Genomic DNA, 22,518 nt, shown 5'->3' on the forward strand with positions numbered 1-22,518 from the left:
CTTCCATCGCGGAGAGAGCCCCCTCCCTGCCCCTCCCCCGCAAGCGGGAGAGGGAATGGAGAGGGCGTGCTCGCATGGATACGAAGATTCCATCGCCGCGAACGGTCGAACTCCCTCTCCCGCTTGCGGGGGAGGGCTGGGGTGGGGGTCTCTCCACAATGGGGCTGCCGATGGTCGATCCAGAGCATCCGGATTGGAAAGTCTCGCAGAGACTGCGTTCTAATGCCCGTGCGCTTCGCAAGAACTCCACCGACGTGGAGCGAATCCTCTGGTCGGAGCTGCGAGGCAATCGCCTGAACAGCGCAACCTTCCGCCGTCAGGTGCCGATCGACAACTACATCGCTGACTTCGTCTGCCACGCGGCGAGGCTGGTGATTGAGCTCGACGGCGGTCAACACTTTTCGGACGAAGGCGAACGCGCCGATACCGCGCGGTCAGTCATCATTGAAGCGAAAGGCTTCAAAGTGCTTCGCTTCAGCAATCTCGACGTCATGACGAACCGCGCAGGCGTCCTTGAAACAATCGCCGCTGCCATCGCGGAGAGAGCCCCCACCCTGACCCTCCCCCGCAAGCGGGAGAGGGGACCGGAGAAGTCATCGTCATGAAGTTCACCCTCTCCTGGCTGAAGGAACATCTCGAGACCGACGAGCCGCTCGACAAGCTCGCCGACAAGCTCACCATGATCGGGCTTGAGGTCGAGAACATCGAGGACAAGGCGAAGGCGCTCGCGCCGTTCACCATCGCGCGCGTGATCTCGGCCGAGCAGCATCCGAATGCCGACCGGCTGCGCGTCTGCATGGTCGACACCGGCGACGGCGGTGCGCCGGTGCAGGTGGTGTGTGGTGCGCCGAATGCGCGGGCGGGGCTGATCAGCGTGTTCTCACCGCCCGGCACCTACATCCCCGGCAAGGACATCACGCTCGGCGTCGGCACCATCCGCGGCGTCGAGAGCCGCGGCATGCTGTGCTCGGCGGCCGAACTGCAGATCTCGGAAGACCACGACGGCATCATGGAGCTGCCGGCGGATGCGCCGCTCGGCAAGGGCTATGCCGAATGGGCCGCGCTCGGCGATCCCGTCATCGAGATCAATTTGACGCCGAACCGGCAGGACTGCACCGGCGTGCACGGCATCGCGCGCGATCTGTCTGCCGCCGACATGGGTAAGTTCAAGGACCCGGGCATCAAGCAAATCAAGGGCGAATTCCCCTGCCCGGTCCAGGTCAAGGTGGAAGACGCCACGCTGTGTCCGGGCTTCGCGCTGCGGCTGGTGCGCGGCGTCAAGAACGGTCCGTCGCCGGAATGGCTGCAGAAGCGGCTGACCTCGATCGGCCTGCGCCCGATCAACGCGCTGGTCGACATCACCAACTTCATGACCTACGACCGCGCGCGTCCGCTGCACGTGTTCGACGCGAAGAAGGTGCAGGGCAACCTCACCGTCCGCCGCGCGAAAGATGGCGAGACGTTGCTTGCGCTCGACGGCCGCACCTACACGCTCGACGGCAATGTCTGCGTGATCGCCGATGAGCACGGCGTCGAATCGCTCGCCGGCATCATGGGCGGCGAGGCCTCGGGCTGCGACGACAACACGACCGACGTGCTGATCGAATCGGCGCTCTGGAACGAGATCAACATCGCGCAGACCGGCCGCAAACTCGGCATCAATTCGGACGCGCGCTACCGCTTCGAGCGCGGCGTCGATCCGGCCTTCATGGTGCCCGGGCTCGAGCTCGCGACCAGACTGGTGCTGGAGCTGTGCGGCGGCACCCCGTCCGAGAACGTCGTGGTCGGCAAGCAGTTCGGCGAGGATCGCGTCATCGACTTCCCGCTCAGCGAGGTCAAGCGCCTCGCCGGCATCGAGGTGCCGCTGGTCGAAGTGAAGCTGATCCTCACCCGGCTCGGCTTCATGCTGGCCGGCAACGGCCCCGTGGTGAAGGTCGCAGTCCCGTCCTGGCGCACCGACGTGCAGGGCAAGGCCGACATTGTGGAAGAGATCGTGCGCATCGTCGGCGTCGACAAGGTGCCGATGACGCCGTTCGAGCGTGGCGAGGAGCCGCGCAAGCCGGTGCTGACGCCGATGCAGCAGCGCACCCGCCGCGCCAAGCGCGCGCTTGGCGTCCGCGGCATGGTGGAGGCCGTGACCTGGTCGTTCATCACCAATGACGCGGCAAAACTGTTCGGCGGCGGCCAGAGCGAGCTCGTGCTCGCCAACCCGATCGCAGCCGATCTCTCTGACATGCGGCCGAGCCTGCTGCCCGGCCTCGTCGCGGCGGCACAGACCAACATCAATCGCGGCACTCCCGATGTCGCACTGTTCGAGGTCGGCCAGGTGTTCCGCGGCGACAAGCCCGAGGATCAGCTCGTGGCCGCCTCCGGCGTACGTCATGGCTACGCCTCGTCGAAGGGGATCGGGCGGCACTGGACCGGCGCTACGACGGCGGATGCGATGGATGCCAAGGCGGACGCCTTCGCCGTGCTGGCGGCTGCCGGCGCGCCGATGCAGGCGCTGCAGATCGTGCCGGGTGGGCCCGCTTGGCTGCATCCGGGACGTTCCGGCACCATCCAGATCGGCCCACAGAACGTGCTCGGATATTTCGGCGAACTGCATCCCCGCGTGGCCGAGGCGCTCGGCGCCGACGGTCCGATGATCGTGTTCGAGGTGATCCTCGAGCGCATCCCGCAAGGCAAGCAGAGGGCGACCCGCGCCAAGCCGGTGCTGGAGCTCTCCGCATTCCAGCCGGTGTCGCGCGACTTCGCCTTCATCGTCGACCGCAGCGTCAAGGCCGGCGACATCGTCCGCGCGGCGCAGAATGTCGACAAGAAGCTGATCACCGACGTGACCGTGTTCGACGTCTATGAGGGCAAGGGCATCGATCCCGACAAGAAGTCGATCGCGATCGCGGTGACGATCCAGCCACGCGAGAAGACGATGACCGACCAGGAGATCGACGCCGTCGCCGCCAAGGTCGTCGCCGAGGTGACGAAAAAGACCGGCGGCGCGCTGCGGGCGTGAGCTGACGCGGGTGACGGATTGCTCCCTCGCCCCGCTCTTGCGGGGAGAGGGTTGGGGTGAGGGGCTTTCTCCACGTGTACGGTGATAGTGGCTTTTGCGGAGACTTCCCTCACCCGAAATTCAAGCTGTGCTTGAATTTCGACCTCTCCCCGCAAGCGGGGCGAGGTAAGAGACGCTCCTCATGACCTCCTTCACCCTCCTCCCCTCCGACATCTCGACCAGCATCGCACTCGCGATCTGCGCGATTGCCTTTGTGTCGGGCACGGCGCGCGGCTTCTCGGGCTTCGGCTCGGCGCTGATCTTCATGCCGCTGGCGAGCAGCGTGGCGGCACCGCGTCTGGTGGCAGCGCTGCTACTCATCATCGATTTCGTCGCCGCGACACCGCTGCTGCCGAACGCCTGGACCCATGCCGATCGCAAGGCGACCGCGGTGATGGTCGCCGGCGCGTTGGTCGGTGTTCCCATCGGCACCTATTTCCTGACGGTACTCGAGCCGGTGACGACGCGCTGGATCATCTCCTGCTTCGTCGCGGCGCTGCTCGCGCTGCTGCTGTCGGGCTGGCGCTACCACGGCAAGGATCACGCCGCACTCTCGATCGGCGTCGGCGGCCTGTCCGGCTTCTGCAGCGGCCTCGCGCAGACCGGCGGCCCGCCGATCGTCGCCTACTGGCTGGGACGCCCGATCTCGTCGGTGATCTCGCGCGCCAACATCGTGCTGTTCTTCGGCGCCTCGGATTTCTTCTCGCTGGTCAGCTACTGGTTCACCGGATTGATCACGATCGAATCGGTCAAGTTCTCGCTGATCGTCGGCCCGATCTACGGCATCGGCGTCTGGTTCGGCGCGTCGCTGTTCGGCAAGGCCAGCGAGCAGGCGTTTCGCGCGATCTGCTACGCGCTGATCGCAGCAGCCGTCATCGTCGGCCTGCCGGCGCTTGATGGCATTTTGCGCGGCGGGTAGGGTCGCGTTCAGAATAAGACCGAGGGAGGAACACCATGATCGATCGCCGCACGACATTGAAACTGGCGCTCGGCAGCGCCGCTCTGCTCGCAGCGCCGACGGTGCGTGCGCAAGGCACAAAGCCCCGCACGCGCATTGTGTTCCTCGGCACCAAGGGCGGCCCACGGGTCGGCAACGGCGCCTCCAACCCCGCCAATCTCGTCGTCGTCAACGACACGCCGTTCGTGATCGATTGCGGCATGGGCGTCAGCCGGCAGCTGGTCAACGCCGGCGTGCCGATCCCGTCCGTGAAATACATCCTCATCAGCCACCACCATTCCGATCACAATCTGGAATACGGCAATCTGTTCTATAACGCCTGGGCGGCCGGGCTCTCGACGCCGATCCATTCGTTCGGCCCCAAGGGCATCGAGGCGATGACCAAGGAGTATTGGGAGCTGAACAAGTTCGACGTCGAGACCCGGATCGCGGATGAAGGCCGGCCCGACCCGCGCAAGCTGCTGGTCGCCAAGGACATCACCGACGACGGCATGGTGCTGAAGACGCCTGATGTCACCGTCACCGCGTTCCGCACGCCGCATCCGCCGATCACAGACAATTTCGCCTACAAGTTCGAGACCCCGGACGGCACGATCGTGTTCTCCAGCGATACGGCCTACAATCCGAAGCTCGCCGAGTTCGCCAGGGGCGCCGACGTGCTGGTGCACGAATGCCTGTACATTCCGGCGGTCGATCGCCTGGTGGCGAAGACCAAGAACGGTGCGACGTTGAAGAAGCATCTGCTCGACAGCCACACCTCGACCGAAGACGTCGGCCGCATCGCAGCCGCCGCCGGCGTGAAGACACTGGTGCTGAGCCATTTCGTTCCCGGCGACGACCCTGATGTCACCGACGACGATTGGACCAGAGACGTGAAGACGAATTTCAAGGGCCGCATCGTGGTGGCGAAGGACCTGATGGAGCTGAAGCTGCCAGTGTGAGGGGGCACGCTCGGGCCACAGCTCACTCCTACGACACAACCCTGTGGTTATGGGTCCCGGCTTTCGCCGGGACGACAGCTGTTATGCAGCAGCTCGCTACCTAACCAACCATCAATTCATCGGTCCCGCAGAGCGAGGCGCGCGGCGCTTGTGTTTTGCGGCGGGCGCGGCGGGCTCCGGCGTCGCATCCTTCACGCCGCCGATCCTGCGCAGCGCGGCATCGGCGGCGCGCTCGCCGCTCTCCCAGGCGCCATCGACCGTGCCCCACAGCGTCTCGTGCGTGGCCTCACCCGCGAGATACATCGCGCCGATCGGCTCGGATAGGATCCTGCGGGAAAATTGCGCGCCGGGTACTGCGGCCGACATCGCGCCGAGGATGAAGGGCTGCGCATTCCAGCGCGTCGCGCTGGTCTTCTTCACGGCGGCGCCGATCTCGCTGCCGTAGAGCTTGGTCAGCCATTCCACCGCGAAAGCAGTCATCGCCTTCTCGCCCTGCGCGGACAGGTCGCGGCCGAACGAGCCTGCGACGTCGATCGTGCATAATGAGGAGCCCGCGATATTGCCGTAGAGCAGCGCCGTCTTGGTCGAATTGCTCTGCTCGATGATGACGTCGTCGCGCGACAGCCCGAGCGGATTGCCGGGGATCTGCAACGCGATGCGATCGTAGCTGCCGAGAGCCAGCTTGGCTGCGGCGTCGAGCGTGCGCTTCGGAATCTCTGGCGCAAACTTGATGTTGCCGCTCGCAAGCACGTTGCTCGACACCGTGACGATGACGGCGCGCGCGGTGATCTTGCCGGAGGGCGTCTCGACCACCACGTCGCGATTGCTCCACAGGATGCGCTGCGCCGGCGTCGACAGCGCCAGCGGAAGCCCATCGCCGAGTTTTGCGATCAGCGCGCCGAGTCCCTGCCGGCAGGCGATCGCGGTGTTGCGATCCTGCGCACGCACCTTGTCGACGGCCGAAAGGTCCTTCAGATCCTTGCCGCTGAAATTGGCACCGAGCAGAAATTCCGCGGTGCCAGCCCAATCGCCGAGATCCTTCGGCATTGCCGCGGCGCAGGCGATATCGGCCTTGCGCGAGGCGTCGTCGATGGCGCGATTGGCGCGCACCAGCGCCGCCAGAAACTCCTCGGTCTCGCCGGGGCGGGCGTAGCGGCGGCCGATGCGAATCTTCTGGCCGGCGGGCGCGGTGACGATGTCGAGACCCGCAGAGCGCGCCAGCCGGATCATCGGATTGGTTTCGGGATTGTGCATCCAGCGCGCGCCGCGGTCGAACGGCACGTCGAAGGTCGATGCATCGGTCTGGCAGCGCCCGCCGACCTGGCCGGACGCCTCCACCACGATCACCTTGCGGTTCGCGGCGGCGATCCGCCGCGCGGCGGCAATGCCCGCGGCACCCGCACCGATCACGACGATGTCGGCCTCGCGCGGCAGCGGCGCAGCGACAACCCGGCCGCCCAGCACGGGCGCCAGCGCGAGAGCTGTGGAGGCCGACAGGAAATCGCGGCGGGTCACTGTCATGACTTAGCTTCTGGCATGGTTTCCGGGGACTTGCGGAGAATGGGAACGCTTCGCGAACTGTGCCGCATCTCACCGACCGCAGCAACCATCATGGTAAATCAATCATGATTGATCCGCCGACGGCATGAACTAAATTGCAACGGCTTGCGACCATGATTAAGTGAAGAGAAGCGGTCGTAGAACCGCTGGGGGGAATCCATGGGCGTAATGCTCGATACCGTCGGTAAATGGATCGCGGGGTACCTGTCGAAGGAAGTGCCCGGCTACGAGCCGTTCACGCCGAGCGACCCGGACCATCTGCGGAGCATCATGCAGCCCGGCGATGTGCTGCTGGTCGAAGGCAACAACCGGATTTCCGGCATCATCAAATACCTCACGCAATCGACCTGGTCGCATGCGGCGCTGTTCGTCGGACCGATCGACGGCGCATTCGAGCCTGACGGCGAACAGCATGTGCTGATCGAGGCCAATATCGGCGAAGGCGTGACCTCGGCGCCGCTGTCGAAATACCTGTCCTATCACACCCGTCTCTGCCGCCCGGTCGGGCTGTCCTTCGAGGACCGCACCACGGTGTGCCGCTACGCCATCAACCGCATCGGCTTCGGCTACGACACCAAGAACATCGTCGATCTCGCGCGTTTCCTGTTTCCGCTGCCGATCCCGCAGCGCTGGCGGCGCCGCATGATCGCGTTCGGCTCCGGCGATCCGACCAAGATCATCTGCTCGGCGCTGATCGCGCAGGCGTTCGACGCCGTGCGCTATCCGATCCTGCCCAGGATCACGCGCGCCGCCAGCCGCAAGGCGCGCCGCGAGATCCTGCACATCCGCGACTCCTCGCTCTACATGCCACGCGACTTCGACATCTCGCCCTATTTCGAAGTCGTCAAACCCACCATCGTGCACGGTTTCGACTACACGGCCCTGCACTGGGCCGACAAGCAGAAGCCGCTCCAGGAGGTAGCCGGCGAATTCAGTGTGTTTCCAGAACATAAGTCGCCGCCGCTTGTTCCTGAAGCGATTGACCAAGAGGCGGCGCTTCCGACTGCGGAAGTGACCGCAGCAGAAACCGCACCGGTGTGACGGCCGCAGGCGTCAGGCTCGACATGTCGAGCGCTAGCCGCCTCGACCCCGATCTGGAATCGGTCTCGTCATCCGGCTTTGCCGTTGAGTTCTCGTGCTCGCATCACTAGGGTGCGCGCGCTTCAAGCATGCTTTCATTCGGTAGTTTTACGGTGCTTTCGTTCATCAGTTTCTCGGCGACGGCTGCCGCGTCGGAGAAGGACCCGGCGCGCTGGCGCCGTCCATTGATCAAATGGCTGGAGGGAATCGAAACCGGGTGGTCGATCCCGGTTCTGCTCGTCCTCTTCGTCGCGATCTGGACCTCGTATCTCGTCATCGCCTATCTCGGCGCCGGCCTGCATCCGGACGTGATCGAGACCTGGACGCTCGGCCGACATATCGCGTGGGGATACCCCAAGCATCCGCCGTTGATGGGCTGGATCACGCGGGGATGGACCACGGTTTTTCCCCTCACCGACTGGTCGCTGCAGCTGATGGCGATGGTCAACGCAGCGGTGGCGCTATGGGCGGTCGATCTGATCGCTCGCCGCTTTGTCCGTGGCGAGAAGCGGGCGATGGTGCTGCTGCTGTTGATGCTGCTGCCGGTCTATCAATTCCATGCCCAGCGCTTCAATGCGAACACGGTGCTGCTGGCGGTCTGGCCGCTGGCAACCTACTGCTTCCTGCGCGCGTTCGAGGCGCCGAGGCAGCTCGGCTGGGCGATCGCGGCGGGTGCCGCCTGCGCGCTGGCGATGCTCGGCAAATATTATTCGATCTTCCTGGTTGCAAGCTTCGTGTTCGCTTCCGTGCTGCATCCGGATCGCCGCCGCTATCTGCTGTCGGCCTCGCCCTGGGTCTCGGCGCTGGCCGGCATGCTCATGCTTGGCCCGCATCTGCACTGGCTCGCTACGACGGGAGCAACGCCGTTCGACTATGCGCTCGCGCATGCCGGCGCCGATCATGTCGCCGCGCTGTGGGAAGTCTCCTACTTCATCATGGGCCTGATCGCGGCGCTCGCGATCCCGGCGGTGACCTGGGTGTTCATTGCCGGGCCGCGGCTGGCGCAGCTACCGGCCGATTTCCGCGCGATGAACCCAGGGCTCCGCCTGCTGCTGCTGGTCGCAATCGGGACCATCCTGTTTCCGGTGATCGTCTCGCTCGCGATCGGCACCGACCTGCCCTCACTCTGGGCGGTGCAGGGTCTCTTCCTGTTTGTTGTCTTGATCGTGTGCGCAACGAGCTACCCGATCGAGCGCTTCTACGCGGTCAACCTGGCCGTCATGGTGGCTGGTATCGCCGTTCTCGCGGTCGTCGGCGGCGCGCCAATCCACGCCCTCTATCGCAGTGCTTACGGCTATGAGGAAGGCCGCGACTTCTATCATGCGGCCGCGACCGAGCTGACTGCGCGATGGCGCGACGTCGCGGGGACGCCGCTCGCCGCCGTCAGCGGCGACGATGCGCTTGCCTTCGCTGCCGCCTTCTACAGCCCGGATCATCCGCGCTATGCCCGGCCGTTCGCCTATCAGTACACCTGGGGCTTGCCGCGCAAGACCACGCTCGATCGCGGCTGGGCCGCATTGTGCTTCGCCGACCAGACGGACTGCCTGAGCTGGATGGCGCGCACGACCTTGCGCGCGACCGACGTCTTTCGCTCCGAGTTCGACGCCCAGGCGACACTGCTGGGCAGGCCCGGCCGGACACGGCGGGTCGTGATGTTGATCGTACCGCCTTCTCGCGAGACACCCCCTGCGCAGCCCGAAGTCGAGGACTTCAGCTCGATCCGCCGCACACGCGACTGATCAGAACGTCGCTGCCAGCGTCACCGCAAGCATGGGCATCGGCACGACCGAGAGCGTGTCGCTACGCCGCCTTCGCCTTGGCACCGCGCGGCAGGCCGGCGCGGGCGAGGCCGCCATAGAGCTGCTCGTTCGGCATCTCGGCTTTCAGGATCGCGCGCACCTCGACCAGGCGGTCGAGATCGACGCCGGTCGGAAATCCCTTGCTCTCGCATAGGAAGACGAGGTCCTCGAACACGACATTGCCGGTGGCGCCCGGCGCGAACGGGCAGCCGCCGAGGCCACCGAGCGAGCCGTCGAGCACACGGGCGCCCTCGTCGAGCGCGGCCGAGGCGTTCGCGATACCCATGCCGCGGGTGTCGTGCAGATGGACGCAGACCGGCTTGGAGCCCGCGATCTTGACCGCGCCGCGCGTCAGCTCGCCGACCTGCTTCGGCCCCGCATAGCCGACGGTATCGGCAATCGCGACCATGTCGACGCCGACCTCGTAGAGCTTCTCGGTGAGGCGCAGCACCTCCTTCGGATCGACCGCGCCGACGATCGAGCAGCCCAGCCCCATTGAGATCGCAGCATTGACCAGCGGCTTGTGCGCGCTGGCGTCGCGCAACTCGCAAAGACGCTTGATGTTCTCGATTGCGGATTCGCGCGAGCGGTTGGCATTGGCCAGGCTGTGCTCCTCGGTCGCCGACACCACCGAGGCGATCTCGGCGACACCGGAGGCCAACGCTTCGTTGACGCCGCGCTCGTTCAGCGCCAACGCGACACCATGCGCGCCGGGCAGTGCGGCGATGGTCGCGATGACATCGCGGACATCGACGAATTGCGGAAAAGTCTTGGCCGGCAGGAACGAGCCGACCTCGAAATGCCGGACGCCGGCGGCATACTCATCGCGTATCCAGCGCTGCTTCGCGGCGGTGGACGGGAATGTCTTCACGAGCTGCAGGCCGTCGCGCAGGCCGACCTCGCGCAAGCTCACCTTGTCGTTGGGATAAATATCGTGGACGCGGGTCATGTCAGCCTCACGCAGCGTTTCCGGTTGATGAAATCTTCTGTTGTGCGAGCTCGGCGCGGACCGCATCGGTATCGGCGCCAAGCACCGGCACTTTCAGGCCTTCGCCGATGTTGCTGCCGTTCCATTCGACCGGCAGCGCCGGAACGCGGAACGGCTTGCCGTCGGCATTGATGGTGTTGACGAGCCCGCCGGGCCGCAACACATGCGGATCCCGCAGCAGATCCTCCGGCCGGTTGATCGGCGAGAAGCAGATGTTGAGCGCGTCGAGCCTCGCCGAGAGGTCGGCCACGTTCCAGCCTTTGATCACCTCGGCGACGCGCGGAATGATCCGGTCGCGCGCCATGATGCGGTCCGTGGTCGAGCGCAGCGTCGGATCGTCGGCGAACTCCGTCAGTCCGAACTCGCGGCAGAAGCTCTGCCAATGACCTTCGGTGACGACCCCGATGAAGATGCGGTCGCCGCCGGCGGCATCGAAGATGTCGTAGATCGGCCAGGCATGCTCGCGCTCCGGCATCGAGCGCGGCTTGCGGCCGGTCATCTCGTACTCGACCATGTGCTGGGCGACCAGGAACAGGCAGTTCTCGAACAGGCCGATGCGGATGTCGGCGCCGTTCCTGTTGCCGCCCCGCTTCTGATAGAGCGCGGCGAGGATCGAGATCACCCCGAACATGCCGCCCATGATGTCGTTGGCGGAAGAGCCGACGCGCTGCGGCTTGTCGCGGGTGCCGGTCATCGCCGCGAGGCCCGACATCATCTGCACGACCTCGTCGAGCGCCGGGCGATGATCGTAAGGCCCGGAGAGAAAGCCCTTGTGGCCGGCGATGATCAGGTGCGGATATTTCGCGCGCAGCTCCTCAGGCCCAAGCCCCTGCTTGTCGAGCTGGCCGTCACGGAAATTCTCCAGGAACACGTCGGCACCGGCGAGCAGCCGGTGCATCGTGTCGCGGTCCTCAGGCTTGGCGAAATCGAGCACGACGCTGCGCTTGCCGCGGTTGAACAGCGGGAAGAACGACACGCCCATGCCGCCGAGCGAGCGGGTCTTGTCGCCGGCCGGAGGCTCGATCTTGATCACCTCGGCGCCGAGTTGCGCCAGGATCATCCCGCAGGTCGGCCCCATCACCATGTGAGTCATCTCGACGACCCTCACGCCTTCCAGCGGCAGTCCGCTCCCGGTCATCGGTTTCTCCGTGCTCGTTTGCTCGTTTTGACTGATCGGCGCAGGTTAGGCTTCCGCACGCTATCTGAAAAATATAATCTGTCGAATAGTGCATTCGTCGTTCTAGAACGCAGAACCCCAATGGATTCGCGCCAGCTTCGCTATTTCATCGCGGTTTACGAGCAACGCAACCTGTCGCGGGCGGCGGATCAGGCCAATGTCGCGCAATCCGCGCTCAGCCACCACATCGCCAATCTCGAGGCGGAATTCGCCACGCCGCTGTTCGAGCGCAAACCGCGCGGCATGGAACCGACCGCGGCGGGCGAACGGCTTTATGAGCATGCCCGCATCATTCTGCGCGCGATGGCGGCGGCCGAGCGCGAGATCAAGGAAGGCGGCAGCGCCATTGCCGGCGAGATCTCGATCGGCATGGCCAATTCCGGCATGAAGGCGATCGGCGTGCCGCTGATGCGGACCGTGCTGGCGAAATACCCCAACCTGAAACTGTCGCTGACCGAGAGTCTGTCCGGCGCGACGCTGCTGCATCTGATGAGCTCGGATGTCGACCTCGCGCTGGTCTACAATCCGCCCTCGGAAAAGGATTTGATCGCCGAGCCGGTGCTGGAGGAGCAGATGTTCTGCGTCGGCACCGAGAAGCTGATCGGCAAGAAGGGCGCGATCACATTCGAGCAGTTGGCCCAGCTGCCGCTGATCCTGCTGCGGCACGGGCTGTCGGCCCGCGCTTTGCTGGACGACCCCGTGCCGCTGAAGCGGCTGGAGGCCAATGCCATCCTGCACCTCAATTCGACCAGCGGCATGATCGGCGCCTTGACCGCGGGTCTCGGCTGCACGATCGCGACGACGCACTTCGTCAGCGAGCCGTTGAAAGCGCGATTGCTGGTCGCACGCGAGGTGATCGAACCCAGGCTGAGCCGCACGCTCTATCTCTGCCGCTTGCGCAACCGGCCGATGACCTATGCGATGGAGGAGATGTGCCGGCTGATCCGCTCCCTGATCGCCGAACAGGTCGGGCGCGGCGCATGGGAGGCGACGCTGCTGATCTAAAAGCGCTTTCAAGCGCGTCAAAAACAGCGCTATCGAAAATATCGAACGATCTCTTCGATATGTTCGTCTGGATTTCTGGCACCCGGCTGCCAAACATGCGCAACCGGCACGCCTTCGCAAGAAAGGCGGCCGCTGGAGCATTCGGGGAGGACCATCATGAGCGCCGTCGAACTCGGCTCGGTTGCCGATCTTGCCAACACGACAGCCGGACCGGACCAGATCTCGCGGCGCCTCGAGGCGCTGCCGACCTCCGGCTATGTCTGGCGGCTGGTGATCCTGCTTTCGCTCGGCGGCTGCTTCGAGATCTACGATCTGTTCTTCACCGGCTATATCGCGCCGGGCCTCGCCCGCAGCGGGCTGATGACCACGACGACGCAGGCCTTCTTCGGCTTCTCCGGGATCGGTGCCTTCGTCGCGGCGACCTTCGCCGGCCTGTTCATCGGCACCTTCTGCCTCGGCTTCCTCGCCGATCGCTACGGGCGCAAGGCCGTATTCACGTATTCGCTGCTGTTCTACAGCGCGGCGTCGGTGATCATGGCGTGCCAGACCACACCTGGCGGCGTGCTGCTGTGGCGCTTCATCGCCGGGATCGGGATCGGCATCGAGGTCATCACCATCGACGCCTACATCACCGAGCTGGTGCCGAGCTGGATGCGCGGCCGGGCCTTTGCGATCAACCAGGCGGTGATGCTGTCGGCGGTGCCGATCGTCGCCGCGCTGTCGTGGTGGCTGGTGCCGCTCTCGCCTTACGGCATCGATGGCTGGCGCTGGGTGGTGCTGATCGGCGCCGCCGCCAGCATGATCATCTGGGTGCTGAGGCTCTACGTGCCGGAAAGCCCGCTGTGGCTGGCCCGGCATGGCCGCCTTGCCGAAGCCGAGACAATCATGCGGAGGCTCGAGGCCTCATTGCCGACGGCCGCGCCGCGCCCTGCCGCTAAAGCCGCAATGGCGCCGGCACGTCCGGCGGTCGAGACCGGCTATGCCGATTTGTTCCGGCCGCCCTACGCTTCGCTCGTCGTGCTCTTCATGATCTTCAATCTGTGCCAGGCATTCGGTGTCTACGGCTTCTCCAACTGGGTTCCAGCGCTATTGGTCCAGAAGGGCATCAACGTCACCAAGAGCCTGCAATATTCGTTCATCATCGCCTTCGCCTATCCGCTGGCGCCGCTGCTGGCCGCAACCTTCGCCGACCGTTTCGAGCGCAAATGGATCATTTGCGGCGCGGCCGCCGCGATCTCGGTGTTCGGCCTCGCGTTTGCGCAGCTCACCGAGCCGGTGCTGTTGATCGCAAGCGGCGTGCTGGTGACCGGCGCCAACATGACACTGTCCTACGCCTATCACGCCTACCAGACCGAGGTGTTCCCGACTGCGATCCGGGCCCGCGCGGCGGGCCTCGTCTATTCGATGAGCCGGCTCAGCGCGACGTTCTCCGGCTTCATCGTGGCGTTCATGTTGAAGGAGGCCGGCGTCAGCGGGGTGTTCGGCCTGATCACCGCGGCGATGGTCATCGTCATCATTACGATCGGTGTCTGGGGACCCAACGTCCGCGGCAAGCCGCTCGACGCCTAAGCGCTTCTTGACGCAAAGCGGCGTCGGCACCGCATCGAATGCCGGCGGACTTCGCCCAAAAACGCTGTGACCGCGACACAGGCGGCACTTGCCGAAGCCATATTGGGTGGCTACCTCTCGCTCGTCATTTTGCAGAGGTAACCCGGTCATGTTCGATGCCGCCGTCAAGGCGCTTTCGCAAATCCTGTCGCCGCCGATGCGCACGATCCTGTGGCGTTCGATCGGGCTTGCGCTGGTGCTGATCATCGTGCTCGCGATCGGGTTGCAGCGGCTGCTGAGCTGGTTTGCCGACACTGGCGAGGTCTGGGCCGAAGGCATGCTCGGCCCCAACTTCCATTCCACCCTGCATGTGCTGTCCTGGGTCATCTCGATCTCGGCGGGCCTCGGCGTCGTGCTCGGCGGCATCTTCCTGATGCCCGCGATCACCTCGCTGGTGGCAAGCCTGTTCGTCGACGACGTCGCCGACCATGTCGAGCGCGAGCACTATCCGGCCGACCATCCCGGCACGGCGCTGCCGGTGACGCTGGCGACCATCGAGGGCGTCAAGACGGCGCTGCTGACGATCCTGGTCTACCTGGTCGCGCTGCCGTTCGTGCTGTTCGCGGGCGCGGGCTTCATCATCTTCTTCATCGCGACGGCCTGGCTGCTCGGCCGCGAATATTTCGAGCTCGCCGCGATGCGCTTCCGCTCGCCAGAGGATGCCAAGGCGATGCGCAAGGAGAATGCGGCAACCGTGTTTACCGCCGGCCTGTTCATCGCCGCCTTCGTCTCGATCCCGATCGTCAATCTGGCGACGCCGCTGTTCGGGATGGCCTTCATGGTCCACATGTACAAGCGGCTGTCGGGCCCGCGGCGCGAATTGATCGAGCCGGCGCGGCGAAGCAACGTGCCGACGATCTAGCTCGCATCCCGAGGCACCTGCACCGATGCAGGCATCCGATCGCGCGCGAATAACACCAGCAGCAGCCCGACGATCGCGACGCAAGCGAGCATCGCCCATGCCTCGTTGACGCTGAGGGCGAGCGATGCCCGCTCGACCAGCGGCCGGATAAACGCCACCGTCGCGTCATCAGGCGGACCCGGCGGGCGGTTGATCAGCAACATTGGATCGAGGCCGATCGCCTGTGCGGCGTTGAGATCACCTGCCAGCAGGCGTGCACGAAAGTCCTCACCATAAATTGGGCTTCGGCCATACAGGATCGTATCGATCAAGGCGATCCCGATCGCGCCACCCAGATTGCGCATCAGGTTGAACAATCCGCTGGCGTCGGCAACCTCCGCCTCCGGCAGAGTGCCCAACGCAATGCGTGTCGGCGGCAGCAAACAGAACATGATCGCGACACCGCGTATGATCTGCGGCCAGAACATCTCGCCGAAATCCGCGGTGCGCGGCTGAAAGGCACTCAAGCCGAGGCCGAGCGCGAACAAGGCGAAGCCTGTCGCAGTCAACAGGAGCGCGCCGACGCGACTTTCGAGGATTGCCGCCAGCGGCGCGGCGATCAGCTGCGCAACCCCCGTGACCAGCATGATGGTGCCGATCTCGAAGGCATCATGACGGCGGACGAAGCCGAGGAACACCGGCATCAGATAGGTCGATCCATATAGGCCGATGCCGAGGCAGAAGCTCAGGGCGCAACCGATCGCGAACGAACGCCGCCTGAACAGAGTCAATCGCGCGATCGGATGCGCCGCGCGGAGCGTGCGCCGGATCAGCAGCGCGATCCCGGCCATGCTTCCGATCAGCAGGCTGAGGCAAGGCATCGAGGCCCAGCCGCGCTGCGGCGCTTCCTTCAAACCGACCATGAGGCTTGCGAGCGCCGCTGCGAGCAGGATCAGCGACGATGTGTCCAGTCTGACGAACGCGCGGAGATTCACGCTCACTTTCGGCAGCAGCAATGGCGTGACCGTGGCCGCAATCGTTCCTGGAACCAGGTTGATCAGGAACAGCCACGGCCACGACCAGGTCTGCGTGATCCAGCCGCCGACAACAGGTCCAACCGTCGGTGCGAGCACCGCGACGACGCCGCCGATCGTAGTCGCCACCGCATGAAGCCGCGCCGGAAACAGCGTGAACACGGCGGAGAACACCGCGGGGATCAGGACGCCGCCGGAAAATCCCTGCAGCACGCGAAACACCAGCAGCACGGCAAAGCCGCCACTGAAGGCGCAGCCGACCGAGGCTATGGTGAACACGCTCACGGCGATCGCGAACAGCCATCGGAGCGACAGCGCATGGGTGAACAATCCGGTCAGCGGGATCGCGATCACCTCGGCGATCAGATAGGCGGTCTGGATCCAGCTCATTGCGGACGCCGAGATCGCGAGCGCGCGCTGGATCGTCGGCAGCGAGGTTGCGACGACCTGGATGTCGAGGATCGCCATGAACATGCCGAGGCACATCAGGAGAAAGCCGGCCCAGGTCGCCGCCGACGGGCTGTCGGCGCGATGCTCCGCCCGGGCGCTCATGGCGTGCCGACGCGCGGCCAGTCCGCCACCGAGAGCGCGCGGCTCTCGGTGCGAATCCGGATCGCAAGCACCGCGAGATTGAGCACGGTGAAGAGCAGCGCCAGCACCGGCAGATGCAGTGCGAGCGGGAGCAGCGCGATCTCGCCGACGACGACGGCATAGTTTGGATGCGGAAAATATCGGTATGGCCCGGATGCGACCAGCGGCGCGCCCGGTAAGACGATGATCCGCGTGGTCCATCGCGGTCCCAGCGCAGCGAGGATCCACAGCCGTAAGCCTTGCAGCGCCAGAAAGGCCGCGAGCGCCGCCAGGTTGACATCCTGGTTGCGGCCCCAGATCCACAGCGCGGTCAGCCAGCCGGCGTGAACCAGCACGATGAGCGGGTAGTGCCTGGCGCCGACCTCGATCGCGCCGCGCGCCAGCAGCCGCTCCGTGTTGCGACGTGACAGCACGAGCTCGCCGAAACGCTGCACGGTGACCAGCGCAAGGATGACCGAAGCGAAGCTCATGCCGCGTGCCTGAGCGCAACGCAGCTGAGCGTGAAGCCGGGCCCGAGCGCCGTGAGCAGCGAGCGCGGCGGCAAGCCCTTGGCGCGGGCGCGTTCGAGGACAAAGAGAACCGTCGGGGCCGACATGTTGCCGCACGCCGCTATGACGTCGCGTTCGTGATCGAGCGTGCCCTGATCGAGCGCGAGCGCCCGCTCCAGCGCGGCGATGACCTTGGTGCCGCCGGGATGGCAGAGGAAGCGATCGATATCACCGGCCGTCAGCTCCATCCGTGCCAGGATTTCGGCAACGGCCGCTCCAACATGGTCGCGGACGAAATCCGGAATGGTGCGCTGAAAGACGACGCCGAATCCTTCCGGATCAACCGTCCAGCCCATGATGCCGAGCGTATCCGGCCACAGCTTTTCGCCGGCCGCCTCGATCCGCGTCGCACCGCCGTCGCCGGCGCGCAGCACGATCGCAGCGGCGCCATCGCCGAACAGGCTGGCGGCGACGATATTCGCCTTGGTGAGCTCATCGTGGCGGACCGCGAGCGTGCAGAGCTCGAGCGCGACCAGCAGCACGTTCGCACCCGGCTGCGCCTGCGCCAGCCGCGCCGCGATCGACAGGCCCGACACGCCGCCCGCGCAGCCGAGGCCGAACACCGGCACGCGCGACACGTCGGTCCGCAAGCCGAGTTGGCCCGCGACGCGCGCCTCCAGCGTCGGCGTGGCGATGCCCGTCGAGCACACCGTGACCACGACATCGATGTCGCGGCCGGTCATATCGGCACGGGCAATTGCCTTGCGGGCGACATCGACGAACAGCGCCTCTGCGCCTTCCAGGAACGCCTGCGTCCGCTCCGGCCAGCCGCGCCGTTCGAGATACCATTCGATCGGTTTCACGCCGTAGCGATGCTGGATGCCGGTGTTGGCGAACAGGCTGGAGAGCGTCTCGAATTCGGGATAGTGGTCGGCGAGGAGGTCGCGCGCGGCCTTTAGGATTTGTCCTTGATGGAACAGATGCGGTGGAACCGCCGTCGCCATGGAAACAAGCGCGGCGGTCTGCTTGGTCTCGATCATCGTGGCTCCCGTTCCCCCGCTTGTGGAACCACGCGACGTGCAAAATATTTCAGACACCTGCGAGATAGCTGGGGCGCCGCATTCACTATAAATTGACCCCGGCAGCGCCAAGCCCCCGGCGATATCCGCGCAAATCAGGACGCGGCGGCGTCCGGTTTGCGCAGCACGTTCTTCACGAAGCCGAGCGGCACCGGCGACAGCGGACCTTGCGGCGCGCGCGTGATCAGGGCGACCAGGAACAGCGCCAGGATCGCGATCCAGAAGCACAGCCAGAAGCCGTCAATGTAGGCGAGCGTGTTGGCCTCGCGCTGCACGAGGGCCGCGAGCGTGCCGATGGCACGTTCCGTCGCCGCCCCGATGCCATGGCCGGAGAATTCACCCGCCAATCGCTTCAGCAGGTTCACGACGTCGACAGCGCCGCCCTGGACGTGCTGGCCGAGATAGTTCGAATGGATCTGCTCGCGGACGCGCAGCCAGGTCCCCATCAGGGCGATGCCGATCTCGGCGCCGCCGAGCCGCATGATCTGGATATAGGCCGCGAATGCCGTCGCCCGCGACGGATCGGAATTGGACAGCGCCATGATGATGATCGGCAGCAACGTGAGCGCCTGCCCGACCGACGTGAGCAGGACGATGCCGACGAAATCCTCGCGGGCCCAGACGTGGCTCAGCTGCGTGCCCCAGAGATTGGCGGCCGCGAAGGCCGAGAACCCGAGCACCACGACGATGCGCGGATCGAGGTGACGCAGCAGCAGGATCGAGATCGGCACCAGCACGAACATCGGCAGCGCGCCGTAGGTGAACAGCAGCGTGCCCGACTGCTCCGGCCGCAGCGCGCTGACGGCGCCGAGGAAATTCGGCACCAGCGACGAGTTCGACAGGCTGGTCAGCGTGTACAGCAGGATGACGATCAGCGAGAGCCCGATATTGCGCGAGAACAGTACGTTGAAATGCGCCCACGGCCGGCGCGCGACCGTCTCGTTGATCATGAAGGCGACGATCAACAGCCCGCCCCCGATCAGGAGCGCCATCACGGTGCCCGACGACAGCCAGTCCAGCCGGTTGCCTTGATCGAGCCCGGCATAAACCATCCCCAGGCCGGCGCCGAGCAGCAGCATGCCGCCCCAATCGGCATGGTGCAGCAGGTCGCGATTGATCGGCTCGTTCGGCGTGCCGAGATAAACCATCAGCCCCATCAGCGGCGCGACCACGACGCCCTGCCAATACAGCCACTGCCAGCCGAGGTGCTCGACATAGAATCCGACCAGCGAGCTCGACGTATCCAGCGCGAAGCCGACACGGATCGAATACATCGCGATCGCCGGCAGCCACCAGCGGATCGGCAGGTTGCGCAGGATGATCATCAGCGTCGCCGGCACGAAGGTGCCGAGCAGCATGCCGTGGGCGATGCTGAGTGCGATCAGCGCCGTGTAGTCGTGCACGAACGGGATGGTCAGCGAGACCATGGCATAGACCAGGCTCGGAATACCGAGCACACGCCGCAGCCCGAACGCGGTGGCGAGCCAGGCCACCGCGGGCGCGATGAAGATCTGCGAGCCGATCGCAGCGGTCGAGAGCCAGGCGCCTTCGTCGAAGGTGAGCGAGAACGCGCCGCGCAGATCGGGCAGGCCGACCGAGGTCAGGCGGCTGTCGAAATTCGCCAGGAACGCGCCGAGCAGCACGGCAACGACGGCGAACACCGGATAGCGCGCGACGTCGCCGCGCGAGACCGGACCGCTGTTGCGGTCGTTATTTTCCGCCATTGGCGACCGCCTCGCCGGTGTTGATCCGCGTGACCACCGACATGCCCGGCAGCAGGCGATCGAGCAACGGCTGGCCCTTGTCGAACTGGATGCGCACCGGGATGCGCTGCACCACCTTGGTGAAGTTGCCGGTGGCGTTGTCGGGCGGCAGTAGCGCGAATTGCGATCCGCTCGCCGGCGCGATGCGCTCGACGACGCCGCGCAGCGTCTGGCCGGAGAACGTATCGACGGTGACCTCGACCGGCTGGCCCGGCTTGACGTTGGTCAGCTGGGTTTCCTTGTAGTTGGCGATCACATAGACGTTCGGCAGCGGCACGACGTTGATCAGATTGGTGCCGATGTTGACGTAATCGCCCGGCTGCACCTGACGCTCGCCGGTGACGCCGTCGAACGGCGCGACGATCCTGGTGTAACCAAGCTTGAGCTTGGCCGATGCCAGCAGCGCCTTGGCGGCGTCAAGGTCGGCGGCACGTTGCTTCTTGGTGCCCTGCAGGACCTCGAGCTGATGGCGCTGCGCTGCGATCACTGCACGGCTGGCCTGCACGTCCGCCTCCGACTTCGCATAGGATGCGGTGGCCTGCTCGAGCCGCTGCCGCGTGCCGGCGTCGGTCTGCGACAGCGACTGCTGACGCTCTTGCTCCTGGCGCGCCAGGGTCTGCTGCGCCTCCGCCGACAGCCGCGAGGCCTCGGCTTGCGCGATGGTCGCATATTGCAGCTCGACCTGGTTGTTGAGGTTGTCGAGCGCGGCCTGCGCGCCGACCACACCCGCCTCGGCCTGCGCGACCTGCGCCTGATAATCGGCAGGATCGATCTGCACCAAGAGATCGCCGGCCTTGACGCGCTGGAAATCGGAGACGGCGACCGTGAGCACTTCGCCGGACACGCGGCTCGAGAGCTGGGTCAACTCGGCGCGCACATAGGCATCATTGGTGGTCTGGATCGTGGCGCTGCCGACCCAGGCGTCCCAATGCGTGGTCGCCACCGCGACGAACACAAGCGCAGCCAGCACCGCAAACAGCGGGATAGCGAAGCGACCCCAAAACCCGCTCGGCGCAGGCTGCGGCTTGGCTGGCGCGGCCGCTGGGGCAGGCGCGGTCTGGCTGGCGGGTGGCGGACTGTCTTGAACCTGCTCTGTCACACCACACTCCCGTCAGTCACACCCGGAACGCCGGACAACCATGCCAGCACATGATGACGATCATGCCTTAGACGGTCTTCTCCGGCCACCGGCAAAGGTCATTGATCAAACATACGTCGCAACGCGGACCGCGGGCGAGACAAGTATAGCGGCCATGCAGGATCAGCCAGTGATGGGCGTGCAGCATGAACTCGGTCGGGATCACCTTCTCCAATCCCAGCTCGACCTCGAGCGGCGTCTTGCCGGGCGCGAGACCGGTGCGGTTGCCGACGCGGAACACATGGGTGTCGACCGCCATCGTGTGCTCGCCGAACGCCATGTTGAGCACGACATTCGCGGTCTTGCGGCCGGCGCCGGGTAATGATTCGATTTCGGCACGGGTGCGCGGCACCTCGCTGCCGAATTCGGCAATCAGCTTCTCGGACAGCGCGATGACGTTCCTGGCCTTGTTGCGATAGAGCCCGATGGTCTTGATGTAGTCGCGCACTCTGTCTTCGCCGAGCTCAAGCATCTTCTCCGGCGTGTCGGCGATCGCAAACAGCGCCCGCGTCGCCTTGTTGACGCCGGCGTCGGTCGCCTGCGCCGAAAACACCACGGCCACCAGCAGCGTGTAGGGGTTGAGATGCTCGAGCTCGCCCTTCGGCTCGGGATTGGCTTTTCGGAACCGGTCGAAGGCCTCGTAGACCTGCTCCGCCGTCCATGGCTTTGGTTTTGCAACCTTCTTGGCGGCCTTGGTCGCCGGCTTCTTCGCCGCGCGTTTGGGCAGCGGCTTTGCCGCTTTGGCGGCTTTCTTCTTCGGCGCGGACCGAACGCTTGAGGTGCTCGCGCGTTGAGAGCGGATGATTTTGGCCATGAACGGGATATACTGACACGTCATGACCGCAGGCAACGACTTTGATCCGGGCGAAGACCCCAGGGCCGATGACCTCGACGTCGATGCGCCCGAGGCGGAGCCGAAACTGTTCTCGGCGCTGCTGACGCCGCACCGCTCGCTGAATCGCACCGGCTTCATCGTGCTGATGTCGTTCGTCACCGTGGTCAGCTTCATCGCCGGCGCGGTGTTCTGGTGGCTCGGCGCCTGGCCGATCTTCGGTTTCTTCGGCCTCGACGTGCTGGTGATCTACTGGGCGTTCAAGGTCAATTTCCGCTCCGCCAAGGCGAGCGAGGAGATCACCGTCACGCCGTCGGAACTGCGGGTCCGCAGGATCAGTCACCGCGGCCATGTGGCGGAATGGGTTCTCAACCCGCTCTGGGTGCGGTTCGAGCAGATCTCGCATGAGGAGTTCGGCATCGAACGGCTTTACCTGGTGTCACGGGGCCGCCGGGTGAGCGTCGGCAGCTTCCTGAGCCCGGACGAAAAGGCGAGCTTTTCCACAGCGTTGACCGCGGCGCTGAACACCGCGAAACGCGGCCCGACTTACAATCCCATCGCTTGATCGTGCTTGTCAGAAATCGGGT

The 22,518-nt window shown here is 65.4% G+C and carries 19 protein-coding genes; 10 read left to right on the forward strand and 9 right to left on the reverse strand.

The features are described from left to right. Nucleotides 1-74: 74 nt before the first annotated feature. The 4 genes from ACE103_RS42540 to ACE103_RS42555 all read left to right on the forward strand — a co-directional run bounded on the left by ACE103_RS42540 (nt 75) and on the right by ACE103_RS42555 (nt 4,948). Entirely contained in the window at nt 75-605 is a 531-nt protein-coding gene (locus tag ACE103_RS42540) for an endonuclease domain-containing protein (RefSeq protein ID WP_375777785.1), read from the forward strand. Then, nucleotides 602-3,010, forward strand: coding sequence for a phenylalanine--tRNA ligase subunit beta (gene pheT, locus ACE103_RS42545; protein ID WP_375777786.1), 2,409 nt, complete (start codon nt 602-604; stop codon nt 3,008-3,010). The genes ACE103_RS42540 and pheT overlap by 4 nt, the downstream gene beginning before the upstream one ends. Nucleotides 3,011-3,191: 181 nt before the next feature. Then, entirely contained in the window at nt 3,192-3,968 is a 777-nt protein-coding gene (locus ACE103_RS42550; protein ID WP_375777787.1) for a sulfite exporter TauE/SafE family protein, read from the forward strand. A gap of 35 nt (nt 3,969-4,003) precedes the next feature. Continuing rightward, nucleotides 4,004-4,948: an MBL fold metallo-hydrolase gene (locus tag ACE103_RS42555; protein ID WP_375777788.1), complete on the forward strand. Its 945-nt coding sequence runs from the start codon at nt 4,004-4,006 to the stop codon at nt 4,946-4,948. A 111-nt stretch (nt 4,949-5,059) separates the two neighbouring features. On the opposite strand, the gene ACE103_RS42560 is transcribed toward ACE103_RS42555, so the two are convergent. After that, nucleotides 5,060-6,469, reverse strand: a complete 1,410-nt coding sequence (locus ACE103_RS42560; RefSeq protein ID WP_375777789.1) for a flavin monoamine oxidase family protein — start codon at nt 6,467-6,469, stop codon at nt 5,060-5,062. 198 nt (nt 6,470-6,667) lie between these two features. Here ACE103_RS42560 and ACE103_RS42565 point away from each other — a divergent pair, with 198 nt between their 5' ends. Beyond that, the gene (locus ACE103_RS42565; RefSeq protein WP_375777790.1) at nt 6,668-7,549 is read left to right on the forward strand and encodes a YiiX/YebB-like N1pC/P60 family cysteine hydrolase; all 882 of its coding nucleotides are present in this window, start codon (nt 6,668-6,670) and stop codon (nt 7,547-7,549) included. A 128-nt stretch (nt 7,550-7,677) separates the two neighbouring features. Then, entirely contained in the window at nt 7,678-9,327 is a 1,650-nt protein-coding gene (locus ACE103_RS42570) for a glycosyltransferase family 39 protein (protein ID WP_375777791.1), read from the forward strand. Between the two features lie 61 nt (nt 9,328-9,388). Here the strand turns inward: ACE103_RS42570 and ACE103_RS42575 are convergent, their stop codons facing one another. Both ACE103_RS42575 and ACE103_RS42580 read right to left on the reverse strand, forming a co-directional pair. Further along, on the reverse strand, nt 9,389-10,336 hold the full coding sequence (locus ACE103_RS42575; RefSeq protein WP_375777792.1) for a hydroxymethylglutaryl-CoA lyase: 948 nt from the start codon (nt 10,334-10,336) through the stop codon (nt 9,389-9,391). Nucleotides 10,337-10,343: 7 nt separating this feature from the next. Further along, on the reverse strand, nt 10,344-11,513 hold the full coding sequence (locus ACE103_RS42580; protein WP_375777793.1) for a CaiB/BaiF CoA transferase family protein: 1,170 nt from the start codon (nt 11,511-11,513) through the stop codon (nt 10,344-10,346). A gap of 120 nt (nt 11,514-11,633) precedes the next feature. Here ACE103_RS42580 and ACE103_RS42585 point away from each other — a divergent pair, with 120 nt between their 5' ends. The 3 genes from ACE103_RS42585 to ACE103_RS42595 all read left to right on the forward strand — a co-directional run bounded on the left by ACE103_RS42585 (nt 11,634) and on the right by ACE103_RS42595 (nt 15,027). Beyond that, entirely contained in the window at nt 11,634-12,557 is a 924-nt protein-coding gene (locus tag ACE103_RS42585; protein WP_375777794.1) for a LysR family transcriptional regulator, read from the forward strand. A gap of 156 nt (nt 12,558-12,713) precedes the next feature. Next, complete coding sequence (locus ACE103_RS42590; RefSeq protein WP_375777795.1) at nt 12,714-14,126, forward strand: MFS transporter; 1,413 nt, start codon at nt 12,714-12,716, stop codon at nt 14,124-14,126. Between the two features lie 148 nt (nt 14,127-14,274). Further along, complete coding sequence (locus tag ACE103_RS42595; protein ID WP_223971460.1) at nt 14,275-15,027, forward strand: sulfate transporter family protein; 753 nt, start codon at nt 14,275-14,277, stop codon at nt 15,025-15,027. On the opposite strand, the gene ACE103_RS42600 is transcribed toward ACE103_RS42595, so the two are convergent. The 6 genes from ACE103_RS42600 to nth form a co-directional block, all read right to left on the reverse strand. Then, the gene (locus ACE103_RS42600; protein ID WP_375777796.1) at nt 15,024-16,592 is read right to left on the reverse strand and encodes a DHA2 family efflux MFS transporter permease subunit; all 1,569 of its coding nucleotides are present in this window, start codon (nt 16,590-16,592) and stop codon (nt 15,024-15,026) included. The two genes, ACE103_RS42595 and ACE103_RS42600, sit on opposite strands and share 4 nt — an antisense overlap. After that, the gene (locus ACE103_RS42605; protein WP_375777797.1) at nt 16,589-17,101 is read right to left on the reverse strand and encodes an isoprenylcysteine carboxyl methyltransferase family protein; all 513 of its coding nucleotides are present in this window, start codon (nt 17,099-17,101) and stop codon (nt 16,589-16,591) included. The genes ACE103_RS42600 and ACE103_RS42605 overlap by 4 nt, the downstream gene beginning before the upstream one ends. Beyond that, nucleotides 17,098-18,159, reverse strand: coding sequence for a type III polyketide synthase (locus ACE103_RS42610; RefSeq protein ID WP_375777798.1), 1,062 nt, complete (start codon nt 18,157-18,159; stop codon nt 17,098-17,100). Before ACE103_RS42610 ends, ACE103_RS42605 begins: the two co-directional genes overlap by 4 nt. Before the next feature lie 134 nt (nt 18,160-18,293). Then, nucleotides 18,294-19,922 (reverse strand): MFS transporter, encoded by a 1,629-nt coding sequence (locus ACE103_RS42615; protein ID WP_375777799.1) that lies wholly within the window; start codon nt 19,920-19,922, stop codon nt 18,294-18,296. Then, nucleotides 19,909-21,060, reverse strand: coding sequence for an HlyD family secretion protein (locus tag ACE103_RS42620; protein WP_375777800.1), 1,152 nt, complete (start codon nt 21,058-21,060; stop codon nt 19,909-19,911). Before ACE103_RS42620 ends, ACE103_RS42615 begins: the two co-directional genes overlap by 14 nt. A gap of 67 nt (nt 21,061-21,127) precedes the next feature. Continuing rightward, on the reverse strand, nt 21,128-21,913 hold the full coding sequence (nth, locus tag ACE103_RS42625; RefSeq protein ID WP_375777801.1) for an endonuclease III: 786 nt from the start codon (nt 21,911-21,913) through the stop codon (nt 21,128-21,130). Nucleotides 21,914-21,935: 22 nt separating this feature from the next. On the opposite strand from nth, the gene ACE103_RS42630 reads away from it, so the two are divergent. Continuing rightward, entirely contained in the window at nt 21,936-22,496 is a 561-nt protein-coding gene (locus ACE103_RS42630) for a DUF2244 domain-containing protein (RefSeq protein WP_375777802.1), read from the forward strand. Nucleotides 22,497-22,518 lie beyond the last annotated feature (22 nt).

This window comes from Bradyrhizobium sp. ma5, assembly GCF_042258955.1.
Classification (GTDB): domain Bacteria; phylum Pseudomonadota; class Alphaproteobacteria; order Rhizobiales; family Xanthobacteraceae; genus Bradyrhizobium.